The sequence below is a fragment of the Paenibacillus sp. FSL R10-2778 genome, assembly GCF_038593035.1.
Lineage (GTDB): Bacteria > Bacillota > Bacilli > Paenibacillales > Paenibacillaceae > Paenibacillus_AQ > Paenibacillus_AQ odorifer.
Window position 1 is genome coordinate 3049253 of sequence record NZ_CP151956.1, and the last position, 24389, is coordinate 3073641.

28 protein-coding genes are annotated in these 24389 nt (G+C 41.6%); 25 read left to right on the top strand and 3 right to left on the bottom strand.

The window, feature by feature from the left end:
* Positions 1-40: 40 nt before the first annotated feature.
* From aroC to NST40_RS13515, 8 genes are all read left to right on the top strand, one after another.
* A complete protein-coding gene (gene aroC, locus NST40_RS13480; protein WP_076126139.1) occupies positions 41-1096 on the top strand; it encodes a chorismate synthase in 1056 nt (351 codons plus the stop codon).
* A 161-nt stretch (positions 1097-1257) separates the two neighbouring features.
* Positions 1258-2115: an NAD(P)-dependent oxidoreductase gene (locus tag NST40_RS13485; RefSeq protein WP_076275742.1), complete on the top strand. Its 858-nt coding sequence runs from the start codon at positions 1258-1260 to the stop codon at positions 2113-2115.
* 33 nt (positions 2116-2148) lie between these two features.
* A complete protein-coding gene (locus NST40_RS13490) occupies positions 2149-2343 on the top strand; it encodes a hypothetical protein (RefSeq protein ID WP_076275741.1) in 195 nt (64 codons plus the stop codon).
* 241 nt (positions 2344-2584) lie between these two features.
* The gene (locus tag NST40_RS13495) at positions 2585-3130 is read left to right on the top strand and encodes a hypothetical protein (protein WP_076275740.1); all 546 of its coding nucleotides are present in this window, start codon (positions 2585-2587) and stop codon (positions 3128-3130) included.
* Positions 3105-3332, top strand: a complete 228-nt coding sequence (locus NST40_RS13500) for a hypothetical protein (protein ID WP_076275739.1) — start codon at positions 3105-3107, stop codon at positions 3330-3332. The genes NST40_RS13495 and NST40_RS13500 overlap by 26 nt, the downstream gene beginning before the upstream one ends.
* A gap of 15 nt (positions 3333-3347) precedes the next feature.
* Positions 3348-3557: a hypothetical protein gene (locus NST40_RS13505; protein ID WP_076275738.1), complete on the top strand. Its 210-nt coding sequence runs from the start codon at positions 3348-3350 to the stop codon at positions 3555-3557.
* Positions 3538-3993: a hypothetical protein gene (locus NST40_RS13510; RefSeq protein WP_076275737.1), complete on the top strand. Its 456-nt coding sequence runs from the start codon at positions 3538-3540 to the stop codon at positions 3991-3993. Before NST40_RS13505 ends, NST40_RS13510 begins: the two co-directional genes overlap by 20 nt.
* Positions 3994-4095: 102 nt before the next feature.
* Positions 4096-5034, top strand: coding sequence for a GNAT family N-acetyltransferase (locus NST40_RS13515; RefSeq protein ID WP_076275736.1), 939 nt, complete (start codon positions 4096-4098; stop codon positions 5032-5034).
* A gap of 35 nt (positions 5035-5069) precedes the next feature.
* Here NST40_RS13515 and NST40_RS13520 read toward each other — a convergent pair whose 3' ends face one another.
* Positions 5070-5960: a GNAT family N-acetyltransferase gene (locus NST40_RS13520; protein ID WP_076275735.1), complete on the bottom strand. Its 891-nt coding sequence runs from the start codon at positions 5958-5960 to the stop codon at positions 5070-5072.
* A gap of 347 nt (positions 5961-6307) precedes the next feature.
* Between NST40_RS13520 and NST40_RS13525 the strand changes: the two genes are divergently transcribed.
* From NST40_RS13525 to NST40_RS13575, 11 genes are all read left to right on the top strand, one after another.
* Positions 6308-6571 carry a GNAT family protein gene (locus NST40_RS13525; RefSeq protein WP_256718902.1) on the top strand — a complete coding sequence of 88 codons (264 nt, stop codon included), beginning with the start codon at positions 6308-6310 and terminating at the stop codon, positions 6569-6571.
* A 1213-nt stretch (positions 6572-7784) separates the two neighbouring features.
* Positions 7785-8144, top strand: coding sequence for a helix-turn-helix transcriptional regulator (locus NST40_RS13530; protein WP_036686667.1), 360 nt, complete (start codon positions 7785-7787; stop codon positions 8142-8144).
* Between the two features lie 93 nt (positions 8145-8237).
* Complete coding sequence (locus NST40_RS13535; protein ID WP_036686669.1) at positions 8238-8621, top strand: DivIVA domain-containing protein; 384 nt, start codon at positions 8238-8240, stop codon at positions 8619-8621.
* A gap of 213 nt (positions 8622-8834) precedes the next feature.
* Complete coding sequence (locus NST40_RS13540; RefSeq protein WP_076126156.1) at positions 8835-9707, top strand: PRD domain-containing protein; 873 nt, start codon at positions 8835-8837, stop codon at positions 9705-9707.
* A 22-nt stretch (positions 9708-9729) separates the two neighbouring features.
* The gene (locus tag NST40_RS13545) at positions 9730-10236 is read left to right on the top strand and encodes a PTS glucose transporter subunit IIA (RefSeq protein ID WP_076126158.1); all 507 of its coding nucleotides are present in this window, start codon (positions 9730-9732) and stop codon (positions 10234-10236) included.
* 47 nt (positions 10237-10283) lie between these two features.
* A complete protein-coding gene (gene nagE, locus NST40_RS13550; RefSeq protein ID WP_036686675.1) occupies positions 10284-11738 on the top strand; it encodes an N-acetylglucosamine-specific PTS transporter subunit IIBC in 1455 nt (484 codons plus the stop codon).
* 143 nt (positions 11739-11881) lie between these two features.
* A complete protein-coding gene (locus tag NST40_RS13555; RefSeq protein ID WP_036686678.1) occupies positions 11882-12199 on the top strand; it encodes a hypothetical protein in 318 nt (105 codons plus the stop codon).
* Positions 12200-12318: 119 nt separating this feature from the next.
* The gene (locus tag NST40_RS13560) at positions 12319-12837 is read left to right on the top strand and encodes a sigma-70 family RNA polymerase sigma factor (RefSeq protein ID WP_076301889.1); all 519 of its coding nucleotides are present in this window, start codon (positions 12319-12321) and stop codon (positions 12835-12837) included.
* 46 nt (positions 12838-12883) lie between these two features.
* Positions 12884-13969, top strand: a complete 1086-nt coding sequence (locus NST40_RS13565) for a DUF4179 domain-containing protein (RefSeq protein ID WP_248548173.1) — start codon at positions 12884-12886, stop codon at positions 13967-13969.
* Positions 13969-14961, top strand: coding sequence for an ABC transporter ATP-binding protein (locus tag NST40_RS13570; RefSeq protein WP_342410796.1), 993 nt, complete (start codon positions 13969-13971; stop codon positions 14959-14961). Before NST40_RS13565 ends, NST40_RS13570 begins: the two co-directional genes overlap by 1 nt.
* The gene (locus NST40_RS13575) at positions 14958-15842 is read left to right on the top strand and encodes an ABC transporter permease subunit (protein ID WP_076183784.1); all 885 of its coding nucleotides are present in this window, start codon (positions 14958-14960) and stop codon (positions 15840-15842) included. The genes NST40_RS13570 and NST40_RS13575 overlap by 4 nt, the downstream gene beginning before the upstream one ends.
* Before the next feature lie 77 nt (positions 15843-15919).
* On the opposite strand, the gene NST40_RS13580 is transcribed toward NST40_RS13575, so the two are convergent.
* Positions 15920-16246 (bottom strand): winged helix-turn-helix transcriptional regulator, encoded by a 327-nt coding sequence (locus NST40_RS13580; protein WP_036686688.1) that lies wholly within the window; start codon positions 16244-16246, stop codon positions 15920-15922.
* 194 nt (positions 16247-16440) lie between these two features.
* On the opposite strand from NST40_RS13580, the gene NST40_RS13585 reads away from it, so the two are divergent.
* The 6 genes from NST40_RS13585 (at position 16441) to NST40_RS13610 (ending at position 21940) form a co-directional block, all read left to right on the top strand.
* Positions 16441-17223: a GTP cyclohydrolase II gene (locus tag NST40_RS13585; RefSeq protein WP_076183786.1), complete on the top strand. Its 783-nt coding sequence runs from the start codon at positions 16441-16443 to the stop codon at positions 17221-17223.
* A gap of 78 nt (positions 17224-17301) precedes the next feature.
* A complete protein-coding gene (locus NST40_RS13590) occupies positions 17302-18357 on the top strand; it encodes an ABC transporter ATP-binding protein (protein WP_076126169.1) in 1056 nt (351 codons plus the stop codon).
* Positions 18358-18484: 127 nt separating this feature from the next.
* The gene (locus tag NST40_RS13595; RefSeq protein ID WP_051491475.1) at positions 18485-19234 is read left to right on the top strand and encodes an ABC-2 family transporter protein; all 750 of its coding nucleotides are present in this window, start codon (positions 18485-18487) and stop codon (positions 19232-19234) included.
* A 6-nt stretch (positions 19235-19240) separates the two neighbouring features.
* A complete protein-coding gene (locus tag NST40_RS13600) occupies positions 19241-20026 on the top strand; it encodes an ABC-2 family transporter protein (protein ID WP_036686696.1) in 786 nt (261 codons plus the stop codon).
* A 114-nt stretch (positions 20027-20140) separates the two neighbouring features.
* Complete coding sequence (locus NST40_RS13605; RefSeq protein WP_076279014.1) at positions 20141-20770, top strand: hypothetical protein; 630 nt, start codon at positions 20141-20143, stop codon at positions 20768-20770.
* Positions 20771-20806: 36 nt separating this feature from the next.
* Positions 20807-21940: a GNAT family N-acetyltransferase gene (locus NST40_RS13610; protein WP_342410797.1), complete on the top strand. Its 1134-nt coding sequence runs from the start codon at positions 20807-20809 to the stop codon at positions 21938-21940.
* A gap of 112 nt (positions 21941-22052) precedes the next feature.
* On the opposite strand, the gene NST40_RS13615 is transcribed toward NST40_RS13610, so the two are convergent.
* On the bottom strand, positions 22053-24356 hold the full coding sequence (locus NST40_RS13615; protein ID WP_312147961.1) for an MMPL family transporter: 2304 nt from the start codon (positions 24354-24356) through the stop codon (positions 22053-22055).
* Positions 24357-24389: the final 33 nt, after the last annotated feature.

The window sequence follows — 24389 nt, forward strand, 5'->3', positions numbered from 1 at the left end:
TATAAATAATAAAAGAGTCGGCAATGGAGGTTTGAATAATATGGCAGGTAACACATTTGGAGAAGTATTTAAGATTACTACCTTTGGAGAGTCACATGGTGCAGCGGTTGGGGTCATAGTGGATGGAGTTACACCTAATGTTGAAATTGATGAAGCATATATTCAGAAACAGATGGATAGAAGGAAACCAGGCCAGTCCTCTGTAACTTCACCGCGTAAGGAATATGATGTGGTGCAAATACAATCAGGAATATTCGAAGGGAAAACAACCGGAACTCCACTCTTTGTAGTTCTGTACAACAAAGATATGAAACCGGAGGCCTATAACGATATTCAGCATTCATTTAGACCCGGCCATGCGGATTATACTTTTTTGCAGAAATATGGAATTCGCGATCATAGAGGCAGTGGGCGGGCATCTGGCAGGGAAACAGCGGCAAGAGTAGCTGGCGGAGCGATCGCTCGGAAACTGCTCGAAAGAAGAGGGGTTGAGGTACTAGCCTACACGCAAGAGGTCGGAGGGATTAAGTGTCAAACCTTTGATGAAGATGTTATTGAACAAAATGCAGTCCGCGCCTGTGATGCTAAGGCTGGAGCTGAAATGATTAAAAAAATTGAACACTTAGCTTCGATTGGAGACAGCTGCGGAGGTATCGTGGAGTGTCGGATTAGAGGGGTTATTCCGGGTCTTGGAGAACCCGTATTTGATAAATTGGATGCAGAGTTAGCTAAAGCGATGTTATCTATTGGTGCTGTAAAAGGAATAGAGTTTGGAGCTGGATTCGAAGCGGCCTCTATGCTTGGAAGTGAACATAATGACGCGATGAATAAGGATGGATTTCTTAGTAACCATTCCGGCGGGATTATAGGCGGAATCAGCACAGGAGAAGAGATTATTTTTCGAATAAGTGTAAAGCCTACATCCTCGATTTCTGTTACTCAACAGACCATAAACACGAATGGTGAAGAAGTTGAGATTAAAACGGAGGGCAGACATGATCCATGTATCTGTCCGAGAATCGTGCCGGTTGTTGAAGCAATGGCTTGCTTAGTATTGGAAGATCTTTATAAAAGACAAGCTGCTATTTTTGGATGAACCACTTTATAAAATGAAACAAATCAAAGACTGCACCTCTTAGCAATAGACTGTGAGGTGCAGTCTTTTTTGCATATGTGGTATCATATGGATAATCATTCAAATTATGCTTTGTCTCTAGCTATGCCATAAGATACAGTACAGCGAAAAGGAGGGAATAGATGAGAATCTTTGTTGCAGGTGCTGCTGGTGTGATTGGACGGTCATTGCTTCCTAAGTTACTACAAGCGGGGCATGAGGTTATCGGTCTGACCCATAAAGAAGAAAACAAAACAATCCTTGAGAGCATAGGGGCACAAGCGGTAATCGCGGATGTGTATGAGCGTGAGTCTATATTTGCGGCTATTCAAGCAGCCCAACCTGAAGTGGTAATTCATCAGCTGACTTCATTAAGTCAGCGGAATTTTACAGATAATTCAAGGATAAGAATAGAAGGAACACGAAATATTGTCGATGCTTCACTGACAAGCGGGGTTAAACAGATTATTGCTCAAAGTATCTCTTGGGCTTATGAAGCTGGTGAGGGACCTGCCACGGAGAATACTCCATTAGATACTAATGCTTCTGAATCCCGGATGAGAACCATTGAGGGTATCCGCTCACTTGAAAAGGCAGTTGCAGAAATTCCTAATCATGTGATTTTGCGGTACGGAATGTTGTACGGCCAAGGGACTTGGTATGATGCTGCGGGATTAATGACAGAAGAAATTCGACAAGGGAGACTGACTGCAACAGAAGCGGTTACGTCATTCCTTCATGTGGAGGATGCAGCTAACGCGGCGGCGCTTGCTCTGAACTGGCCTTCTGGTCCAGTTAATATTGTGGACAATGAACCTGCGCGAGGAATAGATTGGGTGCCTGTTTTTTCTGAAATCTTGGGAGCTCCTAGACCTCCTTTGCATATGGGCAGAGAAGGCTGGGAACGGGGAGCGTCCGATACAAAAGCTCGAATGGATTACGGATGGAGTCCATCATACCCGTCATGGAGGTCAGGTTTTGCTCAGAGCTTGAAAGGCTAGAGATGAATCCAAACATGTAGAAGGAGAGATGACATGAATAAATTAAAGAATTTTTCTTTAGTAGTCGTGAATTTAATTGCTGATCTATGGTTTGGAATCGTTCGAAAACCAGAGTTTTATGATAAACACACCGTTACTAGAACAAAGAAAGGGTATGTCCTGTTTGTATCTATGGCAGGCATTATCGCAGTGGGTTCAGCTTTTTGGTTATGCTCGAGAATATATTAGAGAAAAGGCTGCCAATTGGCGGTCTTTTTTTTGATATTGGATGTCAGAAAGCTAGAATGTTATGTTACTACTTAATAGATGGTTAAAACAGGCTCCTTATTATGTTCAGCGCATAAGATTAATGTCTAAACTCATGGATGAAAATCGTGCCAAAGTGACGCTTATTGCCGCCTCAGCTGGGTTTGGAAAAACGACACTTGCGGCCGAATGGGCTCGTACTCATTCCGATGAGGTTGCATAGTTGTCGCTGGAACTTGCAGATAACCATCTTGTACGGTTCTGGTTAAATTTGCATGCTGCAATTGAGAGAACCTTTCGCCCCTTTTTAAATCGCTTGGATTTGTTTATCCAGTCTGTTCGTGAAGGTTCAGTAGAAACTGCGATTCCTCTTTTATTAAACGATCTGCATTCTCTTCCAGGCTCTATTACACTTATAATGGATGATTATCATGCGATTACGAATCAATCGATTCATGAAAGTATGGGCTTTTTCATCGGACATCTTCCGGCTAATGTGAAGCTTGTAATATTGAGTAGAACCCTCCCGCCACTCGCCTTATCCCGCCTAAGAGCACAACAGGAACTACTAGAATTAAGTAACGATGATCTGAGATTTACATTTGACGAAATTGATGAGCTACAATCTCAATCCTTGAGCGAGCAGCTTTCACAAGATGAGTTATTTTTGCTTGGAAAAAAAACAGAAGGATGGGCAGCGGGTTTAATTCTTGCCTTCCGCTCTTTTTCAGGAAGGGCTGGTCTTGGAAGCTATCCAGCATGCTTTTGAGGCAGAGGATTATACGTTTTCTGCATCATGTATGGATAGGCCTTTCAATTCAATTATCAAAGATGGCGATGAATCTACATTGCTAGATTCACTAGATAAGTTGCCGATCAAAAATATGATTGTGCACCCTGATTTATTTTATTTTCAAGCGGGTTCGATGGCTGTCGCTGGACGATCAGATGATGCCAAACGCTTCTTATAAAAGGTTGAACTTTTCATGGAAGAGGAATTTATTATTCCGGAAAAAGAGCAAGCCGTAATTCAAATGCGGTTGGATCTGTATCGTGCTTCGGTTGCATTTTATCAGGGGGACGTGGATACGTTCGTTGAGCTATTGGACCAAAACAGGGAAGGCATAGAGAAATTTGCATCTATAGTAAACGTTACAAGGACATGGTTTTGTATTTTTGGCGGATCTTTTCTATGAACGGAATCATCTTAAAGATGCAAATGTCCAACTGGACAAAGCGCTTGTTATGTGTAATTCCTCGAGGCATGTGAGCGTGTGGGTGCCAGGGGTTATTTTGCAAGCTAAAATGTTAAAAGCAATGGGTCATGTAGAAGATGCAGCGGAGGTTTTGCAGACAGCTATTGCGGAACTTAAGCAATATCATTCTCCTGGCAGGGAAAGATTGCTGGAAGCTGCATATATTCGAATTCAGTTCTCGCAAGGACCGTTAAGTAGCGGTGATGAATGGCTAACGAAAAGGCATATTAGTGCAAATGATAAACCTAATGTTGCCCGGAAATACGAACAAATCACACTCGCGCGTATGCTGATGGTCCGTCAAGCTTATCAAAAGTTAGAGGTTAAAAACCGGGTACAAGCCGTTTCTAAGATAAAAGAAAAGCATTTGCTTTAAATCGGCAAAAGATTAATATAACAGTTTATTACCAAACATTTACTTTAAGAAGTGATACTATGGAATACAGAAGGTGATAGGACTAGCGAGGAGGAAATGTAAATGCAATTAATGGCATGGTCTGAATACGAGATTTCATATGACTTAAATAATGATTATTCTATTCGTAAGGCAGACTCAGAAGAGTGGGGACTGTATTGTTCCATTTATTATAATATGCAATATAACGGTTTTTTTAAAGAAGAAAGGTTCAATTCTGCCCAAAGAAACGCTTTTTGGATTTATAAAGGCGAGTCTAAAATAGGTGGAGTAAGGATGTCGCCTAACCGGATATATCATTTATTTGTTATTCCACCGTTTAACGATACATTTGTGGTGCTGAAGCTATTAAAAAAGCTTTTGATTTATTGGTCGGATAGAACAAAACCTATAAAAACCTTCGAGGTTCTGCCAGACCAGGTTCAATTATTTGCGCGGGCAGGGTTTTGGCCTGATGAGTTCAGATGCCGTTGGATGCACCGTCCTACAGATCATTTTGAGGTCGAATGGAACGAAGAGTTAAGGATTGAAAGTCCTCAGATCGAAGATAATGGAATGGGCGCTAAACGATTTATTCTTGAAGAGCAGATCGCCGAATGTAACTTTGCGAGCTTCGATGGAAGTCTTGAGGCAACAAGGAGAAAAAAATTCGCTTATGAAGATTTTATCCCAAGTGAAGAACCTAATTACACAAATGAAGAATTACTGACAGCGTCAACGCTTGTGTATGATAAGAAATCAGGACAGCTAATTGCGAATTGTCTTTTGGGTTTACAAGATGATTACGCAGCAGTTTACAGTATTGGTGTAATACCTGCTTACAGAGGAAAAGGGATTGCTACCCTGATGTTGAAAAGAGGACTTAATCTCCTGAAAGATAAGTATCCGATCCTAAGATTATATGTCATGGAAGGTAATGATGCGGAGTCTGTTTATTTAAATCTAGGATTTGTCCCTGGAGTACAAGAGATACAGAGTATGTATATTCCTATGCACGACTAAGAAAGGCTGACAGATGGCAGCCTTTTTTTTGTTAACTAGGCATGAGAGGTAATAGGAAACATGAAATGTTGAGGGAGTTCTTTTAATAGCGGACGTATAAATAAGGTATCTTCACTCTGTGAAATTAATTCTGCCTTAACTTGATCGATTGGATAATCTGGTGTGAAATAAAAATGTATAACTTCAGTATCCGGAGAAATAATGCTTTTCAATACTGTATTGATATCAAAACTTGTTGTACTAATAATATCAAAAATATGAAGCTGATGATCCTCATGTTTAAAGATCACAATAACGTCAGCCTCTTCAATATAATAAAAGGAATCGTGAAAAGGAAGAATAAAATAAAACAGCAGCTGATGTTCATTATTTATCACACTTAGCGCAGAGGATACCGGTGTTCTTTTGACTGCAAAATTTTTGATCATGCTAAAATCAACGGGGTTACCTATAGATAAAGGCCGCACAGAGTAGGTTGTAGTTGGCTGATTGCTAAGATGAGCAACGTTAAGTGAAAAGCTGCTTTCTTGCATGCGTTCAAACCCGAATTTAGGATAAAAATCCAAAGCGCGCTCATTAGCAAATAAGTAGAGGAAGTCGTATTCATGTTCGTACTTAGCGATAATGTGGTCTATTAATTTTCGGGATAAGCCTTGCATACGATAATCAGGATGTGTCATCACCGTCCCAATTTGGATGGCGTTGTATTCTTTTTTGTTGATGAGAATAGTCATTTTATTAATAGATGCATTCGCAATGACGTGATCTTCATCGATAAAGGAATAACAAATATATTTGTCATTCCAGCCCCCTTGATCATACCAAGGTTTAAAATCAATACCAAAGATTGATTGGGCTAAAGAATTGAAGCTAAGCTTATATTTATCGATGTGTTTATAATCGCTAATCAATTGATATTCATGCATAGAATATACCTCTATTTCAGATGATTTTGGGATTCGCATTTTATGAATATATAATACTATGCTTTTTAACCGTAAAGTTGATTTTAAAAATACTATACCAATATAATCCTGTAGATGTGTTATCATAATCTCTAAATTATTGACTCGGAGGTATAAGATGAGAGAGATAGATTACTGTCATTATTTTTGGCAGGATGAGAAAATAAGACTAAGATCTGTTCACATTTGCAGAATTCTCATCACAGCGACTGATGTTTACGATCGAGAATCTAAATGATTAATATGTGGTTGGAGTAAATTTTAATAGCATAGACGAGAAAAATGGTACGTTCAGTATAGGCGTGCAAGTGGATAGAGATCATCGAGGTAAGGGGTATGGGACAAGAGCTATCAACATCCTGTTGAAGTATGCTTTTTTGGAGCTTAGACTCAACAAATTTAACGAATGTGCGCTCGAAGGTAACGAACCCTCAGCAGCTATGCTTAGAAAAGTGGGTTGTGTTCAAGAAGGCGTGCGCCGTAAAGTTATTTATACAAATGGACAGTATTTAGACTTACTGTTGTTTGGATTGACGAAGGATGAATTTATGGAGAAAAACGCTATGAAATAGTGCTTAGGAGAGGTTACTTGGAAAGCGGAGTGGCGCAGGGATTATAGCTGAGAAGGACGTTTAGAAAATGAACTTGGCAAAGTGGAACTTATTAGTTACCTAAAAAGCGATTCTTCAATACATGGAGGATCGCTTTTTTGCGTTTTGCTGTTCGAATTGATGTTCTATTGAAGCTTGCGGACCCAGAAGACGCTATTTGCATATTTTTCGCTTTTTCAGAGTAGTATCGGACTCCAGTGCAGCTATTCCTCAAGAATCGCTCTATTTATGTTACTTTTTATACCAATAGCGTCCATGGGGTCCGATAGCACACCAAAAGTGGGAAAAAGCAGCGAATAGAGTCAACTGTGTCCGATAGCAACTCGAACGAGCAATCTTGAACAAACTAAACAAAGAATGGGAGGGGAGCGTGCTGAAGCCTGTGGATTCAGATAGAGTTTATTTCGTGCAGAAGTTTGTGGGCTCAGATAGAGTTTATTTCGTGCAGAAGTATGTGGGTTCAGATGGAGTTTGTAACGTGCTGAAGTATGTGGATCCAGGTAGAGTTTGGTTTGCGTAGAAACTTGCCGATCTAAATAGAGTTTGGTTCACGCAGAAACTTTCGGACCCAGAAGACGCTATTTGCAAATATTAAGCTTTTTCAGAGTAGTTTCGGACACCAGTGCAGCTATTCCACAAGAATAGCTCTATATATGTTACTTTTTATGCCAATAGCGCCCATGGGGTCCGATAGCACACCAAAAGTGGGGAAAAGCAGCGAATAGGGTCAACTGGGTCCGATAGTAGCTCGAACAAGCAACTGATCAAACTAAACTGATCAATCCAAACTGATCAATCCAAACAAACCAAACGAATCAAATTAAACAAAGAATGGAAGGGGGTGCAGAAGCATGCGGGTTCAGATAGAGTTTGTATCGTGCAGAAGCATGTGGACCTAATTCTTCGAGGATCATTCTACGAAATCAACGATGTACCATCATTTATTCCATAATTTCATCATATGAAAAATTCACAATAGAAAACCACAAAAAAACCAAACTCTACCTACTCACATCCACATAAATCATCCTATATCCCACCAAATTTCTATAAACAACGTAATAAGTGAACCCTCTATCAAATTTCAGGTTGTGAAAGTTGGAAAATAGTGCTTATACTAGAGTAATAGAAGGAAAGATTAGCCAACAACATTTACAACATGAGGAGGGTTTATATGGCGTTTATGATTGCTCAACGAGCGTTTATCAAAGTGTATCTTATAACAATGGTAGAACAACACCGCGGTTACGGATATCAAATGCTGGAGGATTTACGTCGGGATTTCAAAGCCCATGGTTATTCTCCTCCACAGAGTGAAATCTATCGCGCCCTGCATGAGCTGGTGCAGCAAGGGATTTTATATCGAACCAAGCAGCTGAAAGGCAATGACCCTAAAGTGGATTTTCAAGAAATCGTACTTTACCATTTCACCTCAGATGGAGAAGAGAAAGCAAAGTTATATAAAAAGCAGGTAAAGACGGATCTTGACCGTTGCTTAGGCATTTTGAATAAAGCTGTTGTGGACAACTATTAGAACTGCAACTATAGTAATATTTTCAGGATGCTCTCACCCTGTTATAATGGTTACTGCCGGATGATTGCAGTATATACTTGGAGGTAGCAAAAGATGGATGAACATATGAAACGCCGGTTAGACAAACAGCGGAAGCTGTTCAGTCAACTTGGCATCACATTAGACGCTCTAACCATACATGAAAAAGAATTCAGCATGAAGCTGCGTGGCTACGATGCGGAGGAAGTAGATACATTTCTGGACAGCGTAATCAAAGATTACGAACGTTTCTATGCGACGATAGCTGATCTGATGGATAAATGGCAAGAGCAGCAGCTGGAAATGCGGGAATTAAAGGCAGAAACAAAAACAGAGGTTATCCAGGTTCCTGTTTCCCGAGGCATTGATCCAAAAGAATTGGAAGAGGTTATTCTGAGGCTTGAAACTAACGTCCGCCAGCTTAAAGATAAGCTTCCTCGCGTGGAAGAGTTTTTATAAGGCGCTGTTTGGGATAATGGGAGCTCCGCTTGACATTTCTAAATTTACCATTGACGAGTTAGCAGTTCATGAATTATGATATGTTCATAAATGATCATTTATATTTTAGTGGCGTGTTACCGTTAAGGGCATGAGCCAAGAATTGTCTTTATTTCCATTAGACAATTCTTGGCTTTTTTTGTTCCAATTTGACGATAATTAGGGAGAGGAGTGATGAGCTTGTCGCGAGAGATCGAGCAATTTCAAGTACAGCGTGTAATTGGGAATAACGTTGTAATGGTTCAGGGAAGCAAAAACGGGAAGGAATATGTCATCATTGGCAAAGGTATTGGATTTGCAGTGAAGGGTTCTGGTGTGATCGAAGGAAATGATGCTCGAATTGAGAAATTGTTTCGTCTAGAAGATCGCGAAGCCTGGAGCCAATATCAAGTTTTGCTGGAAGATATAGATCCTAAGGTAATGAAAATAACTGATGAGATAATTGCAGATATCCAAAGTCAATTTCCTGACAAGTTAAACGACAAGATTTATCTGGCACTCCCGAGCCACATACAGTTCACCATCTACCGTCTGCGCAACGGGATGGATATTATTAATCCGTTTTTGCAAGAAACCAAAATGTCATTTCCGAAGGAATTTGAGATCGCTTACAAGGCATCGGAGAAAATCAATGCTGAATTTCAAGTGCAAATCCCCGAAGATGAGATTGGATTTCTTACTTATCATGTGTATTCAGCAGTCAATAATGTATCGGTTGGTCAGTTAGTCAAGGCCTCTAATATTGTCAATGAGCTTCTAGACATGATTCAGCAAGAACGAAAGATAACTTTTGAGCACGGCAGTATGAATCATATCCGATTAATGATCCACTTGCGTTTTTCGCTGGAACGTATTTTAAAAGGATCACTAATAGATAATCCCTTTGTGAAACATATTAAGAAAGAATACAAAGAGGAATACAAGCTGGCTAAAAAGCTCGGTAAAGTAATGCAAAGATCGCTTGAGGTCGAAATTCCGGAAGAAGAACTATGTTTTCTAGCCATGCATTTGCACCGGTTATTTCAGACCTTAGTGAAATCAAATTAACATCTTAAGAGGAGTGGAGCATATGTTTTCCAAATGGAAATCAAAAAAAGAAGAGAAACATACTGAACATACCATCGAAATCATGGCACCAATCAGCGGGGAGTCAGTTCCACTAGCACAGGTTCCGGATGAAACCTTTGCTGGCGGTCATATGGGTAACGGAATTGCAATAAAACCATCTGAAGGAATTTTGAAAGCGCCTTTTGACGGTAGGGTTGCTCATATCGTGAAATCGAGTCATGCAGTCATTCTGGAACATTCCTCCGGTATGCAATTGCTATTACATATCGGAATCGATACTGTCAGCCTCAAGGGCAACGGTTTTGTCAGTCATATAACCTCTGGAGATCAAGTAAAAGCAGGTCAAACCCTAATCGAATTTGATCTGGACGTAATTCGCGCGGCAGGTTGTGACACAATTTCGCCTGTAATCGTGACCAGTACAGAGGAGAATCCACCTCAAGTAAGCGGACATTATGGTCAGGTTACAGCAGGACAGGATCTGATTCTTACCGTGGCTTCAAAGTAAATGGTTTATAGAGCACTACTACTATTGAACCGAAAGGATGATTTTAAATGTTGGCTTTTCTACAAAAACTAGGTAAGTCGTTAATGCTTCCTGTTGCAACCATGCCGGCGGCAGCTATTCTTCAAGGGTTTGGTTTGCTTAACTACGAAAAAGATATTCCGCTAGGAGCGACCATTGGTGGATTTCTGAATCAATACTTTGCTCCATTTCTAAACGCCGGAGCGAATGCGATCTTCGGTAACCTAGCCTTAATCTTCGCGGTAGGGGTTGCCATTGGATTTGCCGGTGACGCCGTAGCAGCTTTGTCAGCAGTAATTTCTTACATGGTACTGACTAAGATTCTGCTTATCGTACCGCTTCAATTCTCTTTCATCAATGATGATGTTGTATTGAACATGGGTGTGCTTGGTGGTATTTTTGCCGGTGCTTGGGCAGCGTTCTTATACAAGAGATATCACAATATAAAAATGCCTGATTGGCTCGGATTTTTTGCAGGTAAACGTTTTGTCCCAATCATTACGGCAGCTTCTATGATGGTTCTTGCTGTATTTGTGGGTATGATCTGGAGTCCGATACAAGATGTTATTAGTGACTTCGGGAACTGGGTTGTGTCACTGGGGGCTGTTGGAGCATTCATCTTCGGTACAGCTAACCGCTTGCTGATTCCGTTCGGTCTTCACCACGTGCTTAATACGATTGCTTGGTTCCAAATTGGTGATTTTACGAATGCAGCTGGTGAACTGGTGCATGGTGACTTGTACCGCTTCTTCGCTGGAGATAAAACTGCTGGGATGTTTATGACTGGATTCTTCCCAATTATGATGTTTGCGCTTCCAGGGGCAGCACTTGCATTTATTCATACAGCTAAACCGGAAAAACGTAAAATGGTTGCTTCCATCTTCATCGGTTCTGCCATTGCTTCTTTCTTAACAGGGATCACTGAACCACTTGAGTTCTCCTTTATGTTCGTAGCACCACTCTTGTACGGAGTTCATGCTTTATTAACAGGATTCTCCATGGCCTTGATGTACATTTTAGATGTTAAGCTTGGTTTTGGTTTCTCCGCAGGTTTGATCGATTATCTTGTAAACCTGAAACTGTCTACTAATGCATGGATACTTATTCCTGTGGGTCTTGGATTCTTCGTCTTGTATTATGTACTATTCCGCTTTATTATCTCATTGTTCAAGCTAAAAACACCTGGACGTGAAGATGATGATGAAGAAAGTCTGTTAGCACCACCTGGAGGTAATGGAACGCCTTCATCGTCTTCTAAAGCTGCTCAAATTCTTGAGAACATCGGCGGTCCATCGAACATCCGCAATATCGATGCATGTATCACACGCCTTCGTCTGATTGTTAATGACGAAAAAGCCGTTAAAGATTCCGCATTGAAACAGCTCGGAGCTTCCGGTGTTATGAGACTGGGTCAAGGGGCTGTGCAGATCGTATTTGGTCCAAAATCAGAGCAAATTAAAGATGATATTCAAAAGCTTTTATAACTAAATTGATCATGTTGAAATCATTAAACAGGGCTGGTTCTCATACCAGTCCTGTTTTTTTGCTGTGTCCAGAGATAAAGGGTTGCTTTATAGATAATGCCTAGTATAATACTTGGTATAAGTAAGCAAAGGAGTCGGTACACATGTCAGTCGATGATTATTTGGATCTTTTAAATTACGCCAAGGCGATTAAAGATGGGCAGTGGCAGGCTGACATCATTGAGCGCTTAAAGAATCTTAGTGCAGCAGCGGAAAGTCCTCAGATACAAGAAGAAAGTGTAATAGAACTTTGGTCAAGGTTTGATGCCATTAACATAATGATCATGAAGCTGTTTGAGAAGTTACGGGAGAATGAACATTCAGAGCAACAGTTTCAGTGGAAAGAGCAGCTCTGGGAGCTTAGGCTGGAACGGAGTATTTTATCTAAAAAGATTCTTAATCGTTACATTCGAATTAGGTAAACACTAGAAGACAGTTTCCTTATTAATTTAGGGGCTGTCTTTTTTTACGTAATCTTGATACAAAAATACATTGATAGTCGTCTTACTTATAGCTGCAGCTGATAAGGAGGATTTACAAGATGGAAATTCCGGAATCTGAAATTTTTAAAGCAATATTCTATGAACATTATCCTATTGTCAGACGTAAGCTGACCGCTTTGGTTCGTGATGAGTCGGCAGCAGATGATTTGGCACAAGAAGTTTTTCTGAGATTGTATCGTAACCCCCCAGATGATCCAGCAGCGCTGGGTGCCTGGCTTCATAGAGTCCTTACTCGTATTGGATATGATTATCTGGACAAAAAAGCAAGGGAACGGCGGCTGCAAAATAAACAAGAACAGTTATACGAAGTGAGGGAATCACCTCCTTCAGGAGAGGAAGTCTTAATCAGTAAGCTGGATCAGGAGGATGTTCATGAATGGTTGAACGAGCTGCCTGACAGGGATAGACAAGCGCTTCTGCTTAGATACTCTGGTTACAGTTATGCGGAAATAGCAGGCGAGCTTGGTCTAAGACCTCCCGTAGTAGGGACATTACTGCACCGTGCGACCCAGAGGTTAAGACAAAATGCAGCAAAATCACTGTCTCAGACGGAATAATAAAACGAGATAAGCGAAGCTCCAAATTATTTAGGAGGGATTACTAATGACTAAACAACCGCTAAATCAAGATCATAATAAACAACATACAGATGAAGCCTGGGCCAAATTGCAAAACAAGTTAGCGTCTGAGCCTGCAAGTCCCAAATGGTCTGTGTGGAGTCAGCAGTTGTCTGTGGATGGTATGAAAGATGATGACAAAACAGATCCACATATAGACCAGCCTCAATCTACGGATGACAATCCAAAAGCTAATATCCGATCCAAGCGTCCTCGCATGAATCGTCGGCGCAAATGGGGAGTAGCAGTGGCAGGTGCCGCGATCTTTGCGGTTATACTTGGAACTCCAGTAGGAAATACGGCTATGGCATCGCTGCTGAATCAATTTCGGATGGAAGAAGTTACAGTTGTGAATGAAAATGATATCCGGGATATTTTTTATCAGGTAAATGAAAGTCAATCCATGAATGAAGCTATGAACAAATTTGGTGTGTTTACAAGTTCCTTTGGTTCAAATAAAGGGATTATTCCGCTAGATCAGGTGGAAGAGACTCTAGGTTTTACACTTCCAAGCGGAACTTTGCTCGAGAATGTGAAGAGCGCATATATAACCAATTCACAAGAAATAACCTTGAAGCTTAATATTGAAGCAGTTAATAAAGCAATGAAAAGATTGGGTGCAAAACAGCTTCTTCCAGAAGCCATAGATGGGAAAGAAATTAAATTAGATCTTTCGGAGATCGTGAATTATGATCTTTCGATAGATAATGATAAATGGGCTAATCTTACACAGACGAAGACTCCTTTAATTACGGTAGATCCAACTATAAAGGTTGATGAAGCTTTGGAAGCTATAATCGATTTTCCATTGCTGCCAGATTATCTGAAATCCAGCTTAAAGCAGAGCCGCATTTTATCGGGTGAAATTCCTCTGCCACTGGTAAAAGGCCTGAATACCGATCAAATAAAGATTAAAGATACAACGGTTCTACTGAATCAGAATGAATATAGTCAAGGGATTGTGTACTCGGCCGTTTGGGTACAGAACGGACAACTGTTTGATTTCAACGGAGGAAGCGTGTATACAGATAAAGCTGTATTCTTAGAGAAGCTAGGGGAGTTGATTGAATAATGACGGCTGCTGCAATAGAAGCGAAGTCTTTGACCAAAGAATATGATAACGGACGTGGTTGCCGTGATGTAACGATTACTGTTGGGAAAGGGGAAGCCTTTGGCTTCCTCGGCCCTAATGGTGCGGGGAAAAGTACCTTTGTCAAAATTTTGGTAGGTCTCATTCGTCCATCGAATGGTAGTGCTACTCTATTTGGTCATAAGATCGGTTCACTTGAAGCCAAGTCCCAAATCGGATATTTACCGGAATTATATCGCTATCAAGAATGGCTTACGGGGGAAGAAGTAGTAAGACTGCATGCCAAGCTGTGCCGTGTAGATCGATCTGTAGCCGACAAAAGAATTCCAGAGCTTCTAGCGGAAGTTGGAATTGGAAACCGTGGACGGGATCGTGTGAAACATTATTCCAAAGGGATGCAGCAGAGATTAGGGCTTGCTTGCGCTCTTGTAAACAATCCGGCCATCGTTTTTCTGGATGAGCCCTCATCGGCGCTAGACCCGATTGGACGTCAGGAAGTTCGGAATATTTTGCAGAGGTTAAAAGAGAAGGGAGTTACAATATTTCTTAACTCTCATCTACTGGAGGATGTTGAACTCATCTGCGACCGTATGGCACTGCTGAATAACGGAGTTATACTGCGGCATGGGAAAGTATCTGAGATCTTAAATAAGCGAACAAGCTGGCATTTTAAAGTGGGCGGTTTTACGCCTATTTTGTTGTCTTGGTTACAGGATAGTACTGAACTTCAGATCAAAGTTTCAGCGGATATCGGAGCTCAATCTGAAAAAGGAGCTTCATTCCCAGCTACATTGGAGAGTAGCACAGTTTGGCTGGAAGCGGAATTGGAGAATGAGGAGCAAGTAGGCTGGCTGAACACGTTAATTATTGAACAGGGCATGACCTTATATGAAGTCTCACGGAAGCGAGAACGTCTGGAAGACTGGTTTATGAGTGCTGTATCCGGCCTAAGTCACAGAGGTGAACACGAATGAGAATAATCATAGGAATGACCTGGAAGGAATTGCTGCGTAAACGAGTAATGGTATTAACATTGCTTATGACCATTGTCTTTCTTATAGGGTTTTGGTTTGTGGCAAATACGATCGGACAAAGCGGAATACCGAACAGAACAGATATTAGCAGTGGCGAGCATCTCTTAGCTAATTTTACAAATGGTGCTTTTATATTATCACTTGGCTTCTTTTTTGGCGCTTTTGTACTCGCCTTTTTGGCGATCTTCAGTTCCTTCTCAGCTATTGCAGGTGAAGCGGAACAAGGGGTTATGCAGGCTTTACTGCCAAGACCGCTGCCGCGGTGGAAATGGTATACAGGTCGCTGGCTTGGATATGTGACGCTTGGGATCGGTTATGCCCTGATTTTATTTATTTCTATTTTATGGATTACTGAGATCCATGCCACCGTTCCTAGAGATGCCGTAGTCCTATTGAAATCATTTTTGTTATTCTCCTCTGTAGTACCTTTGCTAATTACGATTTCTATGCTGGGTTCTGGATTCTTCTCAGCAGTGGGGAATGGTGTCTTTATGACAATGTTATATGGAGCTGGCTGGTTAGGTGGGATGATTGATAAGATCGGAGGATCGCTGAGATTAGAACCCGATGTCCTTGACACATTAAATAATCTGTCAGGAATGATGGCACTGCTTATGCCAGTGGATGGTTTACAGCGGAAAATGACCGCCGTCCTGTTCAGCGCTAATGAAATGAGTGGAATGATGGGGTTGTTCGGCAGCATGAATGGATTGCTGGATTTTAATACGGTTCCGTCAAATATGTTTATTTTTTATGCGATTGGATATACCCTGTTAGCTTTTGTTATAGGTCTACTTCGCTTCGAGCGAAAAGACTTATAAAGGGGATGTTAATCCAAAAAGAGCCCTCTTGTCTCATGATCGGGACAATTAGGGCTCTTTGTGTTGTGTAGCGGGAATCATTTCTTAATACCAAGCTCAATCCATTCGGTAGACCAGTTTCCAATTTCACCAAGTATAGGAGCAAGCGCTGTGCCTTTTGGAGTCAGAGAGTACTCAATACGTACTGGCATTTCAGGATATACAGTTCGCTCTATAATGCCTTCGGTTTCCATTTCCTTCAATCGGTCAGATAACACCTTGCCACTGAGATTGGACAGACAGCTCTCAATTTCACCAAAACGGCGTGGCCCTGGCATAAGCACGAAAACAATAAGCGCGACCCAACGTTTACTTAGCAAGTCTACCGCTTTTTCAAAGCGAGGACACATGTTGAAATCATTCATAATATCACCTCGACATTCATTATATCATAAACTTACATAAAGTAATTATAAATATTTAAAGATATATTATAACTTGACGAAGTTATATTACAATGATAAACTTACTTACAAATAGTTACTTATAATTTAACTAATATTTTATCCTTATGCTTAGCTCTATCTAAGCATTGATGAACAATGAGGAAGGTGTAATTATGATTAAACCAGAAATCACTTCTATTTTACAGAATAAAATCACGCGAATTCCTTTAGCAAATTCCACAAATATATTGGTTGGACCCATTACATTACCGGTGAATTTAGACGGCGAGACCGTTGTTTTTAAATGGTACAACTGGCTGAATACAACGGATGCAGAGCTTCTTCAAGAGGATAGCAGTAAAGCAACGGCAGCTTTAATTTCACGTTTGCCATCCATGAACTTAGCAGAAGGACAACAATCCAGTGTGTTGGTATATGGCGATTTCGAAGAATCTGAGGATGCATTGATCCGGATGCATAGCATCTGCCATACTGGCGATATTTTTGGCAGTAAACGTTGCGATTGCGGCTTCCAGCTGCATCAATCCATGAAAATGATTGTTGAGCATGGCTCTGGGGCATTATTTTATCTCGCGAATCATGAAGGAAGAGGCATTGGCCTGTTCAGCAAATCTTTAGCGTATCTTTTACAGGAAGAAGGATACGATACAGTTGAGGCTAATTTAGAGTTGGGATTTGCTGATGATTCAAGAAACTACGAAGAGGCAATCAGTGTTCTGCAAACTTTACGTCACAAACCAGTGACGCTGATTACGAATAATCCGAAGAAATTGGATGCGCTCAAGGCTGCAGGGATGAATGCCGTGAAAAGAGTAGCGTTATGGGGAGATGTATCTTCTTTTAACGAGAAATATTTGCGGACTAAAGTCGCTCGCTCAGGGCATTTAGAAGCTGTGAAGGACACCCATTCGCTAAATGAAAGACTGGCTAAGTAAAGATTGAAGTAGTGCTTTTGCGCTTCTTCTATTATAATGGGGTACTGGGAACCAACTCTAAGCTTAGTGAGGTACAATATGACTGCTATTCAAGTACAAGACTTACGCAAAACATTCAAAGTACAAAAAAACCGCGAGGGTCTCAAAGGGGCCTTCGCTGATTTGTTTAAAAGGGAATATACGGAAGTGACTGCGGTGAAGGACATTTCCTTTTCCATTCCTGAAGGTGAGATCTGTGGATATATCGGCGAGAACGGTGCTGGGAAATCGACCACGATCAAAATGCTCACAGGTATTCTCGTGCCGACTTCCGGAAACCTGACAGTAGGTGGGTATGTTCCGTATTTGGAGCGCGAGAAATTCGTGAAAAATATCGGTGTGGTATTCGGGCAACGAAGTCAGCTATGGTGGGACATTGGCGTGATTGAGTCGTTCCAGCTCCTGCGCAAGGTTTACCGGGTGTCTGAACAAGATTTCAAGAAACGGCTGGATGAATTGGTCGAACGACTGCAACTGCAAGAACTGCTGAATCGTCCGGTTCGTAAGCTTAGTCTAGGTCAGCGGATGCGTTGTGAATTAGTGGCAGCATTGCTTCATAATCCATCGATTGTATTTCTGGATGAACCGACCATTGGCTTAGATATTGTGGTGAAGTCAGAGATCCGTGAATTCCTGAAAGATATGAACCGCGAGCATGGGACAACCATACTGCTGACTACACATGACCTGCAAGATATTGAGGCGCTTTGCTCCCGAGTGATAATGCTTGATGATGGCCGTATCATTTATGACGGAGGACTGGAAGACCTGAAGCAGCGTTGGGGAACTGGACGTGAGGTTCAATTTCAATTTGGAAATGCAACGAAACGTCAGCAACTTGAGTTATGGACTGAGGGATTGCCTGTTACTTGGTCTGCGGAGAACGATTTAGGGGCGTCTGTCTGGATACCGCTAGAGCTAAATGTATCGGATGTATTAGGCAGAGTAGTGGGAAAAGCAGACATTACTGATATCAAAATCATAGAGACCAATACGGACGATATTGTTCGCAGTATTTATCAATCCGGGTCTGCAGACAAGCCTGATGAAATGGCTGCCGCTCTGAAGGATGAAAGAGAGGCTTTACATGTCTGATAAGCTTAATCCTGCAACAGCTATGTCTTCCTCCTCAGGAAGTTCATCTTCTGGCGGTCCTCAGGAGAATAGCCGTAAATTACTATTCGGGGCTTACTTAGATTTTATACGCATCCGTTTTCTTACCATGCTTGCTTATCGGATTAACTACTACTCAGGTATTCTTATCTATTCACTGAATATTGGGGTTAACTATTTCACTTGGATGGCCATCTATGGCAATGGGGATTCATTGGGTGGCTTTACTGCAACGCAAATGACGTCATATGTAGCTGTATCGTGGATGGCTAGAGCCTTTTATTTTAATAACCTAGACCGCGAAATCTCTACGGATATCCGTGATGGAAGTATCGCTATCCAGTTTATAAGGCCCTATAACTATGTCTTAGTCAAAATGATGCAAGGTCTTGGAGAGGGAATGTTCCGCTTCCTCTTATTTATGATTCCCGGCATGGCCATAGCGATGTTGCTGTTCCCGGTTCAATTGCCAACAGCGCCATCTGCTTGGGCAGGGTTCCTGGTGATGCTCTTTTTCAGCTTTTTAATTAATTCACAGATCAATATCATTACAGGGCTCTCGGCATTTTTTGTAGAAAATAATGAAGGCATGATGCGAATGAAGCGGGTGATTGTAGACTTATTCTCCGGCTTAATCGTACCGATCAGTCTGTTTCCTAACTGGTTATCTTCCGTACTTGAGGTGCTGCCGTTTCAGGCGATTACCTACTTGCCAGGTTCAGTGTTTACGGGACGGGTGCAAGGGGTTGGAATATGGAATGTATTAGGGATACAAATTATTTGGTTCCTGGTATTGCTGATTCCAATTGTCTGGTTATATCATGCGGCGCGGCAGCGTCTCTTCGTGCAGGGAGGTTGAGGAAACATGTATTACCTGGGATTATTAATTGAATATATCAAAAACTATATGAAGAGCCGGCTCACCTATCGCGCTGACTTTTGGGTAGAGGTCATTTCAGACTTACTTTTTCAAGCTACCAACTTTATCTTTATTCTCGTAATTTTTATGCACACAGATAGCCTGGGCGGCTGGAATCAGAATGAAGTAGTGTTCGTTTATGGATTCTTTATGGTGCCATTTGGGGTGTTTAGTTGTTTTGTGAATCTATGGGGATTTAGTGAACGTTACATCGTTAAAGGTGAGATGGACCGTATTTTGACACGCCCAGCTCATAATTTGTTCCAGATCTTTTTGGAAAATGTTGATCCACCAGCACTTATGGGCTCATTCATAGGTATTATTATTATGGCCATCAGTGGCAGCAATTTGGGTCTTCCCTTTGAATGGTGGACGATACCGGCTCTGATCATTCTAACGTTAAGTGCGGTCGCCATCTATACGGGGATTTACACAACGTTGACTTCATTGTCTTTCTATTCGGATGCTCCTACCGGCATTCTTCCGTTAATGTACAACATTCAGACTTATGGCCGTTACCCGGTAACGATTTACAATCGTGCTATACAGGTATTGCTTACTTGGATCATTCCATTTGCATTCGTCGGAGTGTATCCAGCCGCGCTTTTTCTACAGCGGGAGGAGATGACCAGCCTTGCTCTGATGACACCTGTAGTAGGCGCTATATTCCTGGGGATTGGTTTGTTAGCCTGGAGTTATGGCGTACGAAGATATAAAGGTGCGGGGTCTTAAGTTAAGCTAGTGTTTTGTTAAGTTGGAAAGGCCACCTTCGGGTAGTCTTTTTTTTCACCCGGAATTCATGAATATGCTAAAATCATTTATATCTACAATGGGGAGGAATCATAGATGAATGTGTTAGATATTTTACCAGCACCCGAAAACTTAAAAAAACTTATGAAAATACTTGCTTCTCTAAATATTGTCCTATGTCCAGAGGACTGGCTTCGCTATCATAGTTTTGATTCTAAATTTGATAAGAATGTTTCTCTAGCATCGATCGATAACGGCTCAGGCGATAATTTGTTTATTATTTTTACACCTCATGGAACGATAATTAAAGGTTTTGATCATGAGTCCGAAGTAAGTCCATATGCGCGTGACGAACATGAAGTTTGGCCAGGAATCTATGAAGAGGTCCCAACCTCGCTATTGTCTATACTGGAAGATGAGGCGATAGCTAAGGATGATGTTACTTTTTGTTTTTGGCGTGAAAATAATGATTTGACGTGGCAGAAGGGGAAGGTAGAGATTCCAGCGGAGGTAGAAGATGGTTCGGACTTTTTGCTAGGGACTATTTTCCGCACAGCTGAGGATTTTGTGGAATTTGCCGAAGGTTATTTTGAACTCACACTCCCTTTAGAGGTTGTTGCACAAGTTTATGAGGGGGCAGCCATTACAAAAGAGATGATCAAAGCGTTAAATCCTGATGGTGATGTAGAGACAATCCTTCAGGAGTTAGCAGAGCTAGACTCTTAGGGACTTATTGATTTTGAAAACAAAGGGGGATGCGAAATGGAACTTTACGTGGAAAAGCTGAATGCTGATGCTGCTAGGGATATTTTAAGCTGGCAATATGATCCACCCTATGATTTTTACAATAATGAACTAACTCCTGAAGCTATAAGTGAAATGCTAGAGGAAGCATTTTTTTCTGTACTTGATACAGATAAACAATTGATCGGATTCTTCTGTGTAGGAAGTCCGGCACAGGTTCCAAATGATATATATACATATTCTCAGGATTTTATAGATGTGGGTTTAGGAATGAAGCCTGAGTTAACCGGACAGGGGAATGGGACACTATTTTTCACAACAGTCCTTAACTATATTAATGAGAGATGCGAGGAAAAACCAAAGCGGCTGACAGTGGCGAAGTTCAACGATAGAGCGATACGCTTGTATGAAAAACTAGGATTTAGCAGGGAAGCTGAAATCGTTAAAGGAACTACAGAATTTATAATTATGATTTATAATGAAAATGATAATCTTACTCCCATGTATGAGCGGGCAAAACCCGGCGAAATAATTACTTTTGGTTCTTATCCGCAAATGGCGGACGGAGCAGACCAAATGCCGATAAAGTGGCGGGTGCTGCAAAATTCAGGTAGAGAACTGTTCATTTTGAGCGAGTATATTTTGGACTGCAGGCGGTTTCACGATGAATATGTTGATGTTACATGGCATGACTCCGATTTGCGAAAGTGGTTGAACGATGAGTTTTATAATGCCGCTTTTAATGACTCCGAGCACAGGCTCATCAAGACTACACAATGCACAGATAACGGAGAGGGAAGTATAAACACGGAAGAAAAGATTTTTCTGCTTAGTGTTTCGGAGGCGAATGAATTCACCTTTAAACTTGGAGAAGATACTTTACGTGCGAAGCGTAGGGCGATAGGAACGGGATTTTCTAAAGAGAAAAAGAACGATGGATGTAAATTGTATGTGTATGATAAAAAAGTCAAAGCTGATTATATCCTTGAGAAAAATGAAGAGTTTGGCTGCTCATGGTGGTGGCTGAGAACTCAACCTGCGATTTCTTCACGTGCGTATTTTGTAGGTACTCGTAGCAGTATTCGCAGTTACGGACATGTCAACTTAGCTTGTTACGGTGTGCGCCCCGCTTTAATCCTTAATCTTCAATGAGATAATTTCCAGAGCCTTGCCCATCTGCTCTTCGCGGGAAGTGAACCCTGCCACAGAAACAAAACAGCCTGAACCCCTAGGAATACAGGACTCAGGCTGTTTATTATTGTATCTATTTCATGGAATTAGATTTGTCTTTAGCATTGAGTGTAGCAATCAGTTTCTCGCCTTCGACATCCAGGTTTGGCAGAATACGGTCGAGCCATTTTGGAAGTGCCCAAGCTTTGTTGCCGAAAATAGACATTACAGCAGGAACTAATCCCATTCGAATAATGAAAGCATCGATTAAGATCCCTACGGCCAGTGTAAAGCCGATTTGTTTAATCATGACATCATCCGTAAAAATAAACCCTGCAAAAACGGAGATCATAATTATAGCAGCGCCTACTACGACACGACTCACCTGGTTGTATCCATGAACAACGGACTCTGATCCCTCATGACCATGAACGTACGATTCACGCATGGAACTGACAAGGAAAACCTGATAGTCCATCGCAAGCCCATATAGGATACCCGTAACGATGATTGGCATAAAGCTTAGCAATGGGCCACCGGTGTCGAAACCAAAGAGAGAATGGAGCCAGCCCCATTGGAACACGGCTGTGGTGATCCCGAAGGTAGCGAGTATGCTAAGCAGAAAGCCGATCGTAGCTTTGATAGGAACGATAATCGAACGAAATACCAACAGAAGAATAATGAGCGATAGGAGAATGATGATTCCTACATAAATGGGAAATACATCTGCCAGTTTGGCCGACATATCGATGTTAACAGCGGTAAAGCCGGTAACCCCGAGTTTAACATCATTACTTTGAGCGATACTAGATTCAGTGGCACGTAAATCATTCACCAGATTTTTGGTTGTTATATCGCTAGGACCCGTTTCTGGAATCAGACTGAAGATAGCTAAATCCTTAGTCATACCCAGAGGAGTGACCAACGCGACATTCTTTTGAGCTTGGAGCTCTTTTACAAGATTTCCTAGGAGCTCCGGAGTGACTGGATTGGAAGAATTCTTTGGTTCTGCAACCAAAATAAGCGGTCCGTTAAATCCCTCTCCAAAACCCTCGGATATAGCATCATAACTTTGTCTTGCTACCGTATCCAAATTCGCTGAGGCAGCTCCGGGAATGCCCATTTCCATTTTGGCTATAGGGGTTGCTGCTACGCCAAGTACCACGACGATGGCAACAATAGTGACCCAACGATACTTGATGACGAATTTAACCCATCTATCAGCTATACCGCGGTTACCCGTTGTATGATGATCCTTGTTTTTCTTGCGAGCTTTAGGCGAACAGATGCGTTCACCCACCAATCCGAGCAATGCCGGCAATAAGGTTAAGGCAACAAATACGTTGATAAGGACGGTAGCAGCTGCTACTAACGCCATCGTAGATAAGAAAGTAAGCCCGATTACAAGCATACCGCAGAGAGCAATAATAACCGTCAAACCGGCGAAAAATACGGCGCTGCCGGATGTGCCAATTGCTCTAGCCGCAGCTTCTTGTGCGCTTAATCCTTGATCAATAATCATCCGGCGTTGGCGATTTACAATGAAAAGAGCATAATCGATTCCGACGGCTAATCCAATCATAAGCGCCAAGACGGAAGTGACACTAGGCATTTCAATGAATTTGGAAATAGAAAATGCTCCACCTACACCGATGCCGACTCCAAGCAGTGCAGTTATAAGGGGCAGACCTGCTGCAACGACAGAGCCAAGCGTCACCAGCAAAACAATTGCAGCAATGACAAGTCCGACAATCTCAGCTGATCCTACACCGATAGATACTGATTTGAGTGTCTCGCCCGGCAGTACAGTGATGTTGGTATCTTTCTCGACATTCATGACGGTATCAATTACAGAATCAAAAATATCTTGAGAGATAGCAGATTGCTCAATAGTAAACTGGAATTGGAACAATGCAATGCTACCGTCTGCGGAAAGAATAACTCCAGGTACTGGAACGCCATCTGCCATCAGAGGACCATAGGAAAGGGGTGCTGTGGCTGCTGCAGACTGATCCATACTGGCAGCCTGAGTTGCTTCAGTAGTTGAACTACTTGCTTCCGCTGCATAATCCGCAGGATTAATCACTTCGTTTATACCGTAAACCTCATTAACACCTTTAGTGATCGCTGCCAAACGTTCTGGCGTATCCAATCGCTCATTTTCAGGTGCTTTGAACACGACACTCCCTTGTCCACCAGATGCAGCCGGAAGTTCTGTTGCTAATTGATCCAAAATCTTTTGCGATTCTGTGCCTTCAATCTTCATTTCTGAACTGATATGAATACCATTCATGCTGATCATAGAGATGACAATTCCTAAAATTAAAATCCAACCTAAAATGAAGTACCCAGGTTTGCGATAAGCGGTTTTTCCCACTCTGTATAATAATGTTGACATGTATCTATTTTACACTCCCTCGATGATGAAAAC